At 61.9% G+C, this 14,043-nt stretch carries 15 protein-coding genes; 7 read left to right on the top strand and 8 right to left on the bottom strand.

Features of this window, described 5'->3' with window-relative positions:
• Positions 1 to 56 precede the first annotated feature (56 nt).
• Both lipA and H6P80_RS09290 read left to right on the top strand, forming a co-directional pair.
• The gene (gene lipA / locus H6P80_RS09285) at positions 57 to 977 is read left to right on the top strand and encodes a lipoyl synthase (RefSeq protein ID WP_185802078.1); all 921 of its coding nucleotides are present in this window, start codon (positions 57 to 59) and stop codon (positions 975 to 977) included.
• A gap of 13 nt (positions 978 to 990) precedes the next feature.
• Entirely contained in the window at positions 991 to 1,482 is a 492-nt protein-coding gene (locus H6P80_RS09290; RefSeq protein WP_185801126.1) for a type II toxin-antitoxin system RatA family toxin, read from the top strand.
• Here the strand turns inward: H6P80_RS09290 and H6P80_RS09295 are convergent.
• From H6P80_RS09295 to H6P80_RS09305, 3 genes are read right to left on the bottom strand one after another with little or no spacing between them, the layout of a single operon-like run.
• A complete protein-coding gene (locus H6P80_RS09295) occupies positions 1,413 to 1,952 on the bottom strand; it encodes a CinA family protein (RefSeq protein ID WP_185801127.1) in 540 nt (179 codons plus the stop codon). The two genes, H6P80_RS09290 and H6P80_RS09295, sit on opposite strands and share 70 nt — an antisense overlap.
• A 4-nt stretch (positions 1,953 to 1,956) precedes the next feature.
• Positions 1,957 to 2,487: a hypothetical protein gene (locus tag H6P80_RS09300; RefSeq protein WP_185801128.1), complete on the bottom strand. Its 531-nt coding sequence runs from the start codon at positions 2,485 to 2,487 to the stop codon at positions 1,957 to 1,959.
• Between the two features lies 1 nt (position 2,488).
• Positions 2,489 to 3,646: a bifunctional 2-C-methyl-D-erythritol 4-phosphate cytidylyltransferase/2-C-methyl-D-erythritol 2,4-cyclodiphosphate synthase gene (locus H6P80_RS09305; protein WP_185801129.1), complete on the bottom strand. Its 1,158-nt coding sequence runs from the start codon at positions 3,644 to 3,646 to the stop codon at positions 2,489 to 2,491.
• A gap of 68 nt (positions 3,647 to 3,714) precedes the next feature.
• Between H6P80_RS09305 and dusB the strand changes: the two genes are divergently transcribed.
• The 5 genes from dusB to hflX all read left to right on the top strand — a co-directional run bounded on the left by dusB (position 3,715) and on the right by hflX (position 10,391).
• Positions 3,715 to 4,713 (top strand): tRNA dihydrouridine synthase DusB, encoded by a 999-nt coding sequence (gene dusB, locus H6P80_RS09310; RefSeq protein ID WP_185801130.1) that lies wholly within the window; start codon positions 3,715 to 3,717, stop codon positions 4,711 to 4,713.
• Positions 4,714 to 4,901: 188 nt separating this feature from the next.
• The gene (locus tag H6P80_RS09315) at positions 4,902 to 7,094 is read left to right on the top strand and encodes a sensor histidine kinase (RefSeq protein WP_185802079.1); all 2,193 of its coding nucleotides are present in this window, start codon (positions 4,902 to 4,904) and stop codon (positions 7,092 to 7,094) included.
• 1 nt (position 7,095) lies between these two features.
• Positions 7,096 to 8,478: a nitrogen assimilation response regulator NtrX gene (ntrX, locus tag H6P80_RS09320; protein ID WP_185801131.1), complete on the top strand. Its 1,383-nt coding sequence runs from the start codon at positions 7,096 to 7,098 to the stop codon at positions 8,476 to 8,478.
• 15 nt (positions 8,479 to 8,493) lie between these two features.
• Positions 8,494 to 9,084 carry an RNA chaperone Hfq gene (hfq, locus tag H6P80_RS09325; RefSeq protein WP_268938902.1) on the top strand — a complete coding sequence of 197 codons (591 nt, stop codon included), beginning with the start codon at positions 8,494 to 8,496 and terminating at the stop codon, positions 9,082 to 9,084.
• Complete coding sequence (gene hflX / locus H6P80_RS09330) at positions 9,081 to 10,391, top strand: GTPase HflX (protein WP_185801133.1); 1,311 nt, start codon at positions 9,081 to 9,083, stop codon at positions 10,389 to 10,391. Before hfq ends, hflX begins: the two co-directional genes overlap by 4 nt.
• On the opposite strand, the gene mazG is transcribed toward hflX, so the two are convergent.
• The 5 genes from mazG to H6P80_RS09355 form a co-directional block, all read right to left on the bottom strand.
• Positions 10,388 to 11,101 (bottom strand): nucleoside triphosphate pyrophosphohydrolase, encoded by a 714-nt coding sequence (mazG, locus tag H6P80_RS09335; protein WP_185801134.1) that lies wholly within the window; start codon positions 11,099 to 11,101, stop codon positions 10,388 to 10,390. The two genes, hflX and mazG, sit on opposite strands and share 4 nt — an antisense overlap.
• 202 nt (positions 11,102 to 11,303) lie before the next feature.
• Positions 11,304 to 11,864, bottom strand: a complete 561-nt coding sequence (locus tag H6P80_RS09340; RefSeq protein ID WP_185801135.1) for a hypothetical protein — start codon at positions 11,862 to 11,864, stop codon at positions 11,304 to 11,306.
• 34 nt (positions 11,865 to 11,898) lie between these two features.
• Complete coding sequence (locus tag H6P80_RS09345) at positions 11,899 to 12,492, bottom strand: retropepsin-like aspartic protease family protein (RefSeq protein ID WP_185801136.1); 594 nt, start codon at positions 12,490 to 12,492, stop codon at positions 11,899 to 11,901.
• Positions 12,489 to 13,256 carry an MBL fold metallo-hydrolase gene (locus tag H6P80_RS09350; RefSeq protein ID WP_185801137.1) on the bottom strand — a complete coding sequence of 256 codons (768 nt, stop codon included), beginning with the start codon at positions 13,254 to 13,256 and terminating at the stop codon, positions 12,489 to 12,491. Before H6P80_RS09350 ends, H6P80_RS09345 begins: the two co-directional genes overlap by 4 nt.
• Complete coding sequence (locus H6P80_RS09355) at positions 13,253 to 14,041, bottom strand: TatD family hydrolase (RefSeq protein WP_185801138.1); 789 nt, start codon at positions 14,039 to 14,041, stop codon at positions 13,253 to 13,255. The genes H6P80_RS09350 and H6P80_RS09355 overlap by 4 nt, the downstream gene beginning before the upstream one ends.
• Positions 14,042 to 14,043: the final 2 nt, after the last annotated feature.

The raw sequence follows: 14,043 nt of genomic DNA on the forward strand, positions 1-14,043 counted from the left end.
ACTGGCAGAGCGAGGAGGGGGTAGCAAGCCCGCTTTTCCGTCGCTATCTGGACGGCATGAACGAGCCGCTGCCCCTCAAGAACGTCGAGCGCCGCCGCAAGCCCGACTGGATCCGCGTCAAGGCCCCGGTGGGCGAGACTTTTAACGAGACGCGCAGGCTGATGCGCGAGCTCAATCTCAACACGGTATGCGAAGAGGCGGCGTGCCCCAATATCGGGGAATGCTGGTCGAAAAAGCACGCCACCGTGATGATCCTCGGCGATGTGTGTACGCGGGCTTGCGCGTTCTGCAATGTGAAAACCGGCATGCCGCGTGCCGTTGACGCGATGGAGCCGCAACACACGGCAGACGCCGCGGCCAAGCTCGGCCTGGAGCATATCGTTGTTACCTCGGTGGACCGGGACGACTTGCCGGACGGCGGCGCGAGCCAGTTCGTGAAGGTGATCGAAGCGCTGCGGAAAACGACGCCGAAAACCACTATCGAAATCCTCACGCCGGATTTCAGGAACAAGGCGGAAGCCGCTGTGGAAGCGATCGTTTCAGCTCGGCCCGATGTCTATAACCATAATCTGGAAACGGTGCCGCGGCTTTATCCCACGATCCGCCCGGGCGCGCGCTATTATGCCTCGCTAAGGTTGCTGGAATCTGTGAAACGGCTTGATCCCTCGATTTTCACCAAATCGGGCGTCATGATGGGGCTCGGCGAGGAGCGGATGGAGGTTCATCAGGTGATGGACGATATGCGTTCGGCGGATGTCGATTTCCTGACCATGGGCCAGTATCTCCAGCCGACGCCGAAACACGCAAAAGTCGCCGATTTCGTGACGCCGCAGGCCTTTGATGCCTATGCGGCCATCGCGCGTGCCAAGGGCTTCCTGCTTGTCGCGTCGAGCCCGCTGACGCGGTCCAGCTATCATGCCGGCGATGATTTCGAGAAGATGCGCGCGGCTCGCGAAGCGCAACTCGCCAAGGGCTGACGGCCGCGCTGCGATGCCCCGTCACAGTGAATCCCGTTCGGTTCCCTATACGCCCGGCCAGATGTTCGACTTGGTGGCGGATGTCGCCCGCTATCCCGAATTTCTGCCCTGGGTCGTGGCAACGCGGATACGGTCGAACAGCGAAACCGAAATGGTCGCGGACATGGTTGCAGGCTTTAAGTCGCTGCGGGAAACCTTCACCTCACGCGTCCACAAAGAACGGCCCGGCCGGATTGCCGTCGACTATGTCGATGGCCCGCTCAAATTCCTCCACAATGAATGGCATTTTCGGCCTGACGGGGACGTTGGTTGCATCATCGATTTTTCGGTCGATTTTGCTTTTCGAAACCGGGTTTTCGAGAGCCTTGCGGGCCAAGTTTTCGATCGAGCGCTGCGGAAGATGACGGATGCCTTCGAAACGCGGGCAGGGGCGCTTTATTCCTCTTCGTCGGACACCAGCCGCGCGCCGGGCAGCAGCAGTTCGAGCGCCCATAACGTGGCCTGAAGCCGGACGCCGCCGCGGCCGTCATCCTCGAAACATTTCTGGTCCGCCGCAACCTGTTCGGGATTGGCGTCGCGCTTGGCCCGGGCGAAAACCACGGTGCCGACCGGTTTCATCTCGGTTCCGCCTCCCGGCCCGGCCACGCCGGTTATGGATACCGCCACATCCGCATCGGTCTTTTCCTGCGCACCTATCGCCATTGCCCAGGCGACGGCGGGGGAAACCGCGCCGAATGTGTCCAGAACATCCTGATTCACGCCGAGTAGCTCGACCTTGGCCTTGTTCGAATAGGTGACGAAACTCGCGTCGAAGACATCCGAGGACCCCGGGATTTCCGTAAGCGCGGCGCCGACGAGGCCGCCGGTGCAGCTTTCGGCCAGCGCGATGCGCCGGCCGGCCTTGCGATTGGCCTCGACGACGCGACGGGCCTTGTCGACGAGCCTGGGCGGGAGCAGTGTGTCGATCTGCGGCATGGAATCAAGCTTCCTCTTCGCGGCAAAGGCTGAACGGACCGGGCACCGGATCGTCGCGGCTGCCGATATCGAGAAAGATCACGAAAAGCCGGGCGAAATTGGCGGCCGGCAGGGGCTCCAGCGCGGAAAAGATATTGTTGGCGAGCGCGCATCCATCCGCATCGAGTTCGCCGGCAAGTTCGACCGCGATAACCGCCTCGACCATATCGAGAGCCGTCGACGGATCGAAATTCGCCTCGGCCGGCGGGTTTTCACCCGAAAAAATCATCCGCGTCACGATCGGGTTCGCGACATCCCGCGCCCGCAGCGCCGGACCGCTGTAGCGTTCGGCCATTTCGAGACCTTGTGTGGTGAGCGCGGCATCAACGGGGAGCAGTGGCCGGCATTGGTCGCGTACATTGGTGATGAGCGCAGGCAGGAAGGCCGTTGCGACGGCTTCTGCCTCGCCGTGGGTCAGGCATTGGGGGCGGGCAAAAGCTTGGACCGGCAGCGATATCATGCCGAGCGCGACAGCAATTTTCCCAAAACCGTGCATATCAGTTCCTTCCCTTTCCCAATGTCGCCACGGCCTGCGCGGCGATGCCTTCCCTGCGTCCCGTAAAGCCCAAACCTTCACTGGTGGTTGCTTTTACGCTGACAGAATTTTCGGGGATCGCAAGGATTTCGGCGATTTTCTGCCGCATGGCGGTGCGGTGCGGCCCGATTTTGGGTGCTTCGCATATGATCGTGACGTCCACATGCCAGATTTCAAACGCCGCTCCGCGCGCCAACGTTGCGGCATGTTCGAGGAAGCAACGCGAAGGCGCTCCCTTCCATTGCGGGTCCGATGGTGGGAAATGGTCGCCGATATCACCCGCACCGGCTGCTCCGAGGATCGCATCGGTGAGCGCATGAAGTGCAACATCGGCGTCCGAATGCCCCGAAAGCGCGCGGTCATGCGGGATTTCGATGCCGCCGAGCCACACGGCGTCGCCCGGCCCGAAGGCATGCACATCGAAGCCCGAACCGGTGCGAACCGGCGGGAAGGGGGTTGGGCCGGCAGCGGACATGGCGAAATCCTCGGCAAAGGTGAGCTTCCGTAGCGCCGCATCGCCTTCGATCAGCGCGATCTCATGGCCGGCGGCGCGGGCGATGGCCGCGTCGTCGGTCGCTGGTTCCGCGCCGCTCCAGCTGCGATGGGCGGCGAGAATTGCCTCGAAGCGGAAGGCTTGCGGGGTCTGGATGCTGACGAATGCGCTGCGGTCGACGGTAGAACCGTCGGTGCGTGCGAGGCTGTCGGTCACGGGCAGCGCGGGGATCGCACCGATATGGGCCCCCAGGCCGCTCAGCAGGCGGTCTATCACCGCCGGGGGCGTATCCGGGCGCGCCGCATCGTGAATCAGCACGATATCGGGGCTCTCCGTGGCGGCGAGCGCTTCGAGGCCGTTGCGCACCGATTGCTGCCGGGTTTCGCCGCCAATTATGGGGGCGGGGAGCGAGAGGCCCATTACGGCCGTTTCATAGGCTTCTCGCTGGCCCTCACCGATCACGACTTGAGCCCGATCGACGGCGGGATGGCCGAGCAGCGCCTTGGCGGCCAAGAAAAGCACGGAATTCCCGCCGATCTCGCGATATTGTTTGGGAATGACGCCGCCCGCGCGCTCGCCCTTTCCGGCGGCGACGATCAGCGCGGCGACTTTCGGGCGGTCTGCCATGCGATGCGCCTTAGCCAGCCGCAGCTTGCCCGCCAATGGCTTTATGACTAGATGCGCGCCGAACGATCATGATCAAACTTGCCCCCATCTCCGTCGGCCCGCTGACGATCGACTGCCCGGTGATCCTCGCGCCGATGACCGGCGTGACGGATCGGCCGTTCCGTCGCCTCGTCCGGCGCTACGGTTCGGGCCTCAACGTCACCGAGATGGTGGCGAGCCAGGCGGCGATCCGCGAAACCCGCCAGTCGATCCAGAAAGCGGCCTGGGACCCGATCGAGGACCCGGTATCGATGCAGCTGGTCGGCTGCGATCCGGAGTCGATGGGCGAAGCCGCGAAACTCAGCGAGGAACGCGGGGCGGCGATCATCGACATCAATTTCGGCTGCCCAGTCCGCAAGGTCGTCAGCGGTAACGCCGGATCCGCGCTGATGCGCGAAGTGCCGCTCGCCAGGAAGTTGATGGAAGCCACGGTGAAAGCCGTTGGCGTGCCCGTGACCGTCAAGATGCGTACGGGCTGGGACGATCATAGCCGTAACGCGCCGGAATTGGCGAAGATCGCCGAGGATCTCGGCGTGCAGATGATCACTGTCCACGGCCGTACGCGCTGCCAGATGTATAAGGGCCATGCCGATTGGGACTTCGTCTCGCAGGTCAAGCAGGCGATTTCCATCCCGGTCATAGTCAACGGCGATATCTGCTCGATTGACGATGCCGAGGAAGCGCTGAAACAGTCGGGCGCGGACGGCGTGATGGTGGGGCGCGGCGCTTATGGAAGGCCGTGGCTGTTGTCGCAGATGATGCACTGGTTCACGACCGGCGAGCGAAAGCCCGATCCGACGCTCGACGAACAGTATCGCGTCATCGCCGCCCACTATCGCGACATGCTCGATCACTATGGCGCGGATGTCGGTGTTAAATTCGCGCGCAAGCATATCGGGTGGTACACCAAGGGCCTGCACGGCTCGGCCGAGTTCCGCCATCGCGCCAACACCGAAGGGGATCCCGAGCAAGTGCTCCAGATGCTCGCCGATTTTTACGGGCCATGGCTGGAGAAAGCCGCCGCCTGATGCGCCCATGGCGTATTTGCGACAAAGCGAGGCTTTGATGCGCCCCAATTTCCCGGCAAAACTGGAAAACTGTGTTTTCGTTGCAACGCCGCTGTGTTAGTTGCGCAACGATGGCGCGAGACGAAGATTTGACGGAGCCGAGGGACGGCAAGCGAGGGCTCGGCGCGCTGCGCGGCAAGAGCTGGTTCATGCCGTCGATCGAGATCGTCACGCTCGGCATTTTCCTTGCGATGCTGGCGCTGACCTATTTCATTCTCACCCGAGAGAACGCGCCCGACGACCTGTTTCCGACGCCGCTGCTGACGGCGCTCCTGCTCGTGGCATTGCTGGTTCCGGCGATGTTTTTGATGGTGTTGATCGCGCGCCGAATTGCCCAAAGCAGGGCTGCCCACTCCCCGATCGGGGGCAACGGGCGGTTGCATGTACGTTTGGTCGCGCTGTTTTCAGGAATCGCGGCGGTGCCGACCTTGCTCGTGGTGATTTTCGCGTCGCTCCTGTTCCAATATGGGGTCGAATTCTGGTTCTCGGAGCGCGCGCGGGACACGCTGGAAAATGCAGGGAGCTTGGCCGAGGATTTCTATGCGCAAAGCCTAGAAGAGGTTGGCGCCGAAACCACGATGATGGCGGTCGACCTTGCCCCGCTCGCCCGGACGTATTCTTTCGATAGCCCCGAATTCGCCGAGAATTTTGCGTTTCAGGTTTTTGCGCGCGAACTGTCGGACGCGGCGATCTTCACGGTTGGTGAGGAAGGGGAGGTGCGCACTGAGGCGCTGGCCAATCCCGATGACGCATCGCTCGAATCGAGGCTGACCGCGTCGCTGCTCGCGCGGCTCGATTCGAACACGCAATCGGCGGTAAACGATGCCGGTGACCGGTTCGAGGCACTGACGCGTTTCAGCGAGGATTCGCCATATCTTATCTATGCCTCGCGCGTGTCCGATCCGCAGATGCAACTGCAGACCGAACGCGCCCAGGCGGTTCTTGCCGACTACGATCAATTGCTGAGCCGCGGACGGGCAATGCAACTCCGGTTCAACGCGGCGTTGCTGCTGATTTCGCTGTTGATCGTCGCTGCAGCGATCTGGATTGCGCTGACGGTCGCGGACAGGCTCGTGCGGCCCGTGGAGGCGCTCGTAGATGCGGCGCGCAAGGTTGCAGACGGCAATCTTTCGACGCGCGTGGCCGAACCGGAGACGAAGGACGAGATCGGGACACTCGCCAACGCGTTCAACAGCATGACCGGGCGGCTCGAAGAGCAGACGGGCGCGCTCGTTCTCGCGAACGACCAGCTCGATAGCCGCCGCGCTTTCACCGAAGCGGTGTTGTCGAGCGTGTCGGCCGGCGTCGTTTCCGTCGACAGCAACAGACGCATCCGCCTCGTCAATCGGTCTGCGGCCGAACTGCTAGAAGCTGAAGAAACGGGCCTGATGGAGAAATGCCTGACCGATATCGCGCCCGAGCTCGACCGGCTGCTCGATAGCGGGAAGGTCGACGCGGTGATCCAGATGGCGAGCGGCGGCGATCCGAGAACTCTGGCAGTCAATATCGTCGAGGATCAGGGCGGCCACGTGTTGACCTTCGACGATATCACCGAGCAGTTGCTCGATCAGCGCCGCGCCGCCTGGTCGGACGTGGCGCGCCGGATTGCCCATGAGATCAAGAACCCGCTGACGCCGATCCAGCTCGCGGCCGAACGGCTCCAGCGCCGGTTTGGCGCCACCGCCGATCCGGACACTGACACCTTTTCGAAACTGACCGGGACGATTGTCCGGCAGGTCGGCGATTTACGGCGCATGGTCGACGAATTCTCGTCCTTCGCGCGGATGCCGAAGCCCGTATTTCGCGAGGAATCCGTGGTGGATATCGCGCGGCAGGCGATTTTCCTGCACGAGGTGGCTCATCCGGAGATCGCGTTCGATCAGTCGGTGGACGACGGCGTTCCCCAGCTGGTCTGCGACCGGCGGCAGCTCGGCCAGGCGCTCACCAATGTCGTCAAAAACGCGGTTGAGGCTGTGGAGCAGAAATTCGGCGAGGGAGAATCCGGCGGCAAGGTGCGGCTCGCCGTCACATTCGAGAAGGGGCGCTTCTGCATCGATGTCGAAGACAATGGCGTAGGGCTTCCCGAAGAGCGCGAACGGCTGACCGAACCGTATATGACCACGCGCGAACGCGGCACCGGGCTTGGGCTCGCGATCGTCAAGAAAATCATCGAAGAGCATTTCGGCACGATTTCCTTCGCGGACATATCCGATGGCGGTACGCGCGTGCGAATCATGCTCGATGCCCAGACGTTGGCGCCGCTCAAGGATGCCGTGCCCGCTAGCGGCGAGGAAGATGCTCGCCTTTCCCAATTAACGAGAAGCAACGAGGAGACGGCCTGACATGGCGCTCGACATTTTGGTGGTCGATGACGAAGCGGATATTTGCGAGCTCGTGGCAGGGGTGCTCGAGGATGAAGGCTATGAGACGCGCACCGCGCAGAATAGCGACGATGCGATCGCGGCGATCGAAGAACGACGGCCGTCGCTGGTCTTGCTCGACGTTTGGCTGCAGGGCTCCAAGCTCGACGGACTCGATCTGCTCGACGAGCTGAAAAGGCGTGATCCCAGTCTGCCGGTGCTGGTGATTTCGGGCCATGGCAATATCGACACCGCGGTTGCCGCTATCCGCCGTGGCGCCGTCGATTTCATCGAAAAGCCGTTCGAGGCGGCCCGGCTCCTACATCTGGTTGCGCGCGCGACCGAAACCCAGCGGTTACGGCGTGAGAACGAGTCGCTCCGGGCCCGGATCGGCGAGGAAGATGAGCTGACCGGAAATTCGAGCGCGATCAACGCGGTGCGCGCCACCCTCAAGCGGGTTGCCGGCACCGGCAGTCGTGTACTCATTACCGGACCTGCCGGCGTCGGCAAGGAGGTCGCCGCGCGACTGCTCCACGGCTGGAGCAACAGGACGGATGCGAATTTCGTGGTCGTTTCGGCGGCACGGATGACGCCCGAACGGGTCGAGGAAGAGCTGTTTGGAACGGAGGATGACGACGGACCACACCCCGGTCTTCTCGAACAGGCGCATGGCGGGACATTGTTCCTCGACGAGATCGGGGACATGCCGCTCGACACCCAGGCTCGCATCCTGCGCGTACTGACCGACCAACGGTTCAGCCGGGTTGGTGGCCAGCGTATGGTGAATGTGGACGTGCGCGTGATTTCCGCGACGGCCCGGGATCTTGAGAAGGAAATCGAGGAGGGGCGGTTCCGCGAGGACCTGTTTTACCGGCTCAACGTTGTGCCCGTTCACTTGCCGCCGCTCGCTGAGCGCCGGGAAGATATCCCGCCGCTCGCCGAGCATTTCGCGGCCCGTTATGCGGCCGAACGGCGCGTGCCCAATCCCGAAATTTCCGAGGAAGCAGTCGCCGCCATGCAGGCCTATGAATGGCCCGGCAATGTCCGCCAGTTGCGAAACATCGTAGAACGGACGATCATTCTTGCGCCGGGCGACCGTATCGCGCGGATCGATGTGGATATGCTGCCGGGAGAAATTCTCGAGGATCAAATGCAGATCACGCCCGATACCGGCGCTCGTGCAATTATGGGAACGCCGCTACGCGAGGCCCGCGAAACCTTCGAACGCGAATATCTGCGCGTCCAGATCCGGCGCTTTTCCGGCAATATTTCGCGAACCGCGACCTTTATCGGTATGGAACGCTCTGCGCTTCATCGCAAGCTGAAGACGCTCGGGCTTCACGACACGAAGAAAAACAGCAACTGATTGATATCGTACGCGTTGCATCCTACATCTGACGGTGAGGCGGCGCCGCCGCCTTATCGAACAGACGTCGATCAACGATGCCAAGCGGGCTATGGACCCGCCAAGAACCGGAGGCCAATAATGGCTGAAAAGGTCAATATACTTCAGGATTTGTTTCTCAACACGCTGCGCAAGACGAAGACCCCGGTCACGATGTTCCTGGTGAAGGGCGTGAAGCTTCAGGGCGTTATCACCTGGTTCGACAATTTCTCGGTGCTGTTGCGCCGCGACGGCCAGTCTCAGCTTGTCTACAAGCACGCGATCTCGACGATCATGCCCGGCGCGCCGATCGACATGTCGGAAATCGAGACGGCGTTCGAACAGCAGAAAACCGGTAAGCTGCTGCAGGAAATCTTCCTCAATGCGGTAAAACGCGAACGCGATCCGGTGACGATGTTCCTTGTCAACGGCGTGATGCTTCAGGGCGAAGTGGCGGCGTTTGATCTGTTCTGCCTTTTGCTTAACCGCGACGGCCAGTCGCAGCTTGTCTACAAGCACGCGATTTCGACCATCCAGCCGGCCCATGCGCTCGATCTGGGTAGCGCGGAACCCGACGCCGACTCTTGAGCGTTTTCGAACGCGACGAGGGTGATGGCTTCGCGCGCGGCGATCGTGCGCTGGTCGTCTTTCCCGATATTGGCCAAGCGGAGGGCAGGGACAATGCGTCCCGGCTCGACGAGGCGGCGGGGCTCGCCGAAGCCATCGGGATCGAGGTTGCCGACCGCAAGGCCGTAAAAATCCGCCAAGTGCGTCCGGCCAGTCTGTTCGGCAAAGGGCAGGTCGAACGTCTGGCAATCGACGCTCGCACCGCCGAGGCCGATCTGGTCATCGTTGATACCGCGATTACGCCTGTTCAGCAAAAGACGCTTGAAGATGAACTCAAGGTCAAGGTCATCGACCGGACAGGGTTGATCCTCGAAATTTTTGGGGAGAGGGCGGCCACCGCCGAGGGGCGACTTCAGGTCGAACTCGCGCATCTCGATTATCAGGCGGGACGGCTCGTTCGGTCCTGGACGCACCTTGAGCGCCAACGTGGCGGATTCGGATTTCTTGGCGGTCCGGGTGAAACGCAGATCGAGGCCGACCGCCGGATGATCCGCGATCGCATGGCGAAGTTGCGCAAGGAGTTGGAACAGATCAAGAAAACACGGGGCCTCCACCGGGCACGGCGGCAAAAGGCACCCTGGCCGGTCATCGCGCTTGTCGGCTATACCAATGCCGGAAAATCTACACTTTTCAACGAGATGACGGGAAGTGGCGTCATGGCGGCGGACCTGCTGTTTGCTACGCTGGATCCGACGATGCGCGAAATTTCGCTTCCCGGGCTCGACAAGGCGATCCTGTCGGACACGGTCGGTTTCGTTTCCGATCTGCCGACCCAGCTCGTAGCCGCTTTCCGGGCGACGCTGGAAGAGGTGAATGCTGCCGACCTAATCGTCCATGTCCGCGATATCGCGCATCCCGATAGCGACGAGCAGCGCGTCGATGTGTTGGCCGTGCTCGAGGAGATCGGCGCGGGTGCCGGGGAGGGGAGTGCTCCCCTGATCGAAGCCTGGAACAAGATCGATATGCTCGATCCTGCGACGCGTGAACGGATCTGCAACGCGGCCGAGCGGCGCGCCGACGTCCTCGCCGTATCGGCGCTGACCGGAGAAGGGGTCGATGACCTCCGCGAGTTGATGGTCACGGCGCTCGACAGAGGTAGCAGCGTCCATGAGGTCGAAATTGCGCTATCCGACGGGGAGAGCATGGCTTGGCTCCACCGTAATGGAAGCGTTCTGGATCAGGATGTTGACGGTGATATCATGCGAATTTCCGTGAAGCTTTCGGCTATCGACTGGGAGCGGTTTCAGGGCAGGGAGGCTGCGGCCTAGCGTTCTGCGGCCTTGGCCTGTTCCCACAGGTACTCCATTTCGTCGAGGGAAAGCGCAGAAAATGAAGCGCCGGCGCGGTCTTCCATCGAACGGAAACGCCGCTCGAACTTGCCGTTGGCCGCTCTCAAGGCCGCTTCCGGGTCGATTCCGAGATGGCGCGCTAGATTAACCGCTGCGAACAGGAAATCTCCCATCTCTTCAATGCGCTCCACCTCGTTCTTGGCAGATTCGAGTTCCGCAAGCTCTTCCGCGATTTTGGCCTTGGGGCCGGCGGCATCAGGCCAGTCGAAACCGGTACGGGCCGCGCGCTTCTGCAGCTTTTCGGCGCGGAGCAGCGCGGGGAGGGCCTTTGCTACCCCATCGAGAGCGCTTTCATCGCCCTTTCGCGCCCTTTCCGCAGCTTTCATCGCTTCCCAGCCGGGCCCGGCATCGCCATCGCCGAAGACATGCGGATGCCGACGAACCATCTTGTCGGCAACGCCTTCGATCACGTCAGCAAGCGTAAAGTCGCCGGATTCCTGTGCCATGCGGGCATGAAAGACGACTTGGAACTGAAGATCGCCGAGTTCGTCCTTGAGCGCGGCCATGTCGTCGCGCTCGATCGCGTCGGCGACCTCATAGGCTTCCTCGATCGTATATGGCGCAATCGTCGCGAACGTCTGCTGGACATCCCAGGGGCAGCCGGATTCGGGATTGCGCAGCCGCTCCATGATGGCTGCAAGCCTCGAAATCGCGGCGGAAAGTCGCTCAACGGTGCGAGGGGGGTTATCGAACGCGATGATCTTTAATCCCGATAATATACATTATGTAAAATAGACGTCCCTATACGATCCAAGGCCCTCTCGAGGCCCCTAACGGCAAAAAGCGCCCCGGCAAACCGCTGGGGCTGCGTTTCTGCGGGATAAGTCGCGGCTATCGAGGCCGAGGCGGATGATCGGTTCCGTTTGCTAGCCGGCCGATCACGACCGGCTGATCGGCACCAGGCGTTCGCGTGCGGTTTGCGCCTATATTGATTGACCGGTCCGATCCTACGCTTAGGCCGGCGCGCTGCCGGGCGAAAACGAGATCGGATTGTTGGGACTGATAGATGTGGGCATTGCTCGATGCGCCGGTTCTCGAAAGCGTCGGGTATGGGATCGGTATCGGCGCCGTCGGCGAAGGGCCGCGCTGAACATCGACGTCCGGCGGCAGGCCGCCGGGCGAGCTGCTGCCGGCCAAACCGGTTCTCGCGCGATTGCGCGGAAGCGCGGCGGGCAAATGGCCGGGAATGGCAATATTGTCGGTCGTTACAACCGGGGCGCTCGGTACGAACGGATGTAGCGGCGGCGGCGCGTCATCCTGACCCGATACAGGCACCAGCGGCGTTGCCAGCAGTGCGATCAGGGCAAAAATGTGAAAGCGCATGGGTGATTCTCCATCGGGGGCGATGAAATGTTTTTCGCCGTTATCGGCCCATCTCGGAGTGACGTGCATCACTTTGTTGCTCGAAAGCGTGCAGCCGCAAAGCCTAGGGCTGGAGGACGAGCCATTCCCCTTCGACGCCCCAACTTGAGAGCGACGATAGGAAATTCATGCCGAGCACGTTGGTGCCCTGAAATTCCTCGGCGATGACAACGGAAACGGCCTCGCGCCGGATGGGCCCGACGACGAGTGTCGCGACCTCGGCGCGATCTGCGTTGATCACGCCGTTGGCCGTCGAAAGCACCATCGGAAAGCCGCCGGATCTTTCGACATCGGAACGCTGCGCGGCGCCCACCGAGAGCGCGGTGATCGTCGCGCCGCTGTCCACCAGAAAGCGTTCTTCATTGCCGTTGACTAGGGCCGTGACCCAGAAATGGCCGTCGGGTGACTGGCGGATGCGCAGCGCCTCCCCTTCGACAACGGCTTCTGGCGGACTGATCTCGGACCAGACACGCTGGCCGAATGCCTTTATGTCGTTGCGAAATGCGTAGATGACGAGCCCGATTGCGAAGATCGCGATCCATGCCAGCGCCATTTTTGCCGCCTGTCCCATTGGAATGCGGCGGGCGAACAAGGCGCTGCCGACAAGAGTAAGTGCGCCGATCGCCCAGAGGATGCTGACGCCCTGCCCCTCGTTCATCCGATTTCCACCTCCAGCCCGTCATAGCCGGGTTCTACTCCGTCAGGCAGTTCCCCGGACAGCATGTCATAGTCCATAGAATGGTCCATATGCGTCAATATTGCGCGTTTAGGCCGGGCTTTCTCGATCCAGCCGAGCACTTGGGCAAGATGCGGATGAGTCGGATGTTCGCGCCGCCGCAGGGCGTCGACCACCCAGATATCCACATCGCTCACGCATTCCATGGCCTTGGCGGTGAGGCCGGTGAAATCCGTGGTGTAGGCCACGCTCGCGCCGCCATATTCGAAACGCAGGGCCGCCGAAGTGATCGAGCCGTGGGGCATATCGGCTGCGGTCACGGTGATGCCGCCAAGCGTACAATTATCGGAGAGCGGAAAGGGCTGAGCGTAAGACGGATAGGGCCCGGTTCCCTTGAACGCGAAATCAAAGCGCTGGGTGATTTCTCGAAGGGCACCCGGCCGCGCATGGCATGGAACCGGTCCGCCTAGCGCAAAATAGAGCTGACGCAGCTCGTCGATACCGTGGCAGTGATCGGCATGTTCGTGTGTCCAGATTACATGATCGATGCGCTTGCTGTCGGCGTCGAGCAGCTGCTGGCGTAGGTCGGGCCCGGTATCGACAAGGATATGCGTGTCGGCAGTCGACACCAGGATCGAAGACCGCATCCGCCGATTTTTGGGATTTTGAGGATCGCAGGCGCCCCAATCATTACCGATCCTGGGCACGCCCGAGGATGTTCCACAACCGAGGATCCGAAGCTTCACGCTGGCGTCTTCTGGACGGTCTTGTCGAACAACGTGTGGAAGTTGCGGCTCGTATAGTCCGCCAGCGTCTCGAGGCTTTCGCTGCGCAGGTCCGCGAGAAACGCTGCAGTATCGGCGACGAAGGCCGGTTCGCAGGTCTTGCCGCGATTGGGCACCGGCGCGAGAAATGGTGCGTCGGTTTCGATCAGCAGCCGGTCGGCGGGTATCGTCTTCGCGCTTTCCTGCAGGTCCTTCGCATTCTTGAAGGTCACGATGCCCGAAATCGAGATGTAGAAACCGAGATCGAGCGCCTTTTCGGCGAAATCCTGGCTTGCGGTGAAACAGTGGATGACGCCCTTGTACGGCCCCTTCCCCATCTCGTCGGCGAGGATTTCGGCGGTGTCTTCCTCAGCCTCGCGAGTGTGAACGATCAGCGGCAGGCCGGATTCGCGGCAGGCGGCGATATGGCTGCGGAAGCTCGCGCGCTGCCGGTCGCGGTCCGAATGATCGTAATAATAGTCGAGTCCGGTTTCACCGATTGCAACGACGCGCGGGTGATCGGCCCGGGCGACAAGCTTGGCGGTATCGATATCGGGATGCGCGTCGGCTTCGTGCGGGTGGATGCCGATCGACGCCCAGACGTCGCCTTCGCGTTCCGCCGTGCTGACGATATCGTCCCATTCGCTCTCGCGGGTCGAGATGTTGAGCATCGTCGACACGCCGCGCGAACGCGCCGCGGCGAGCACTTCGCTCTGACGTTCGGCAAGTCCCTCATAATTGAGGTGGCAATGGCTATCGACAAACATGG

The sequence above is a fragment of the Parasphingopyxis marina genome, from assembly GCF_014237875.1.
In the GTDB taxonomy this organism is placed as follows: domain Bacteria; phylum Pseudomonadota; class Alphaproteobacteria; order Sphingomonadales; family Sphingomonadaceae; genus Parasphingopyxis; species Parasphingopyxis marina.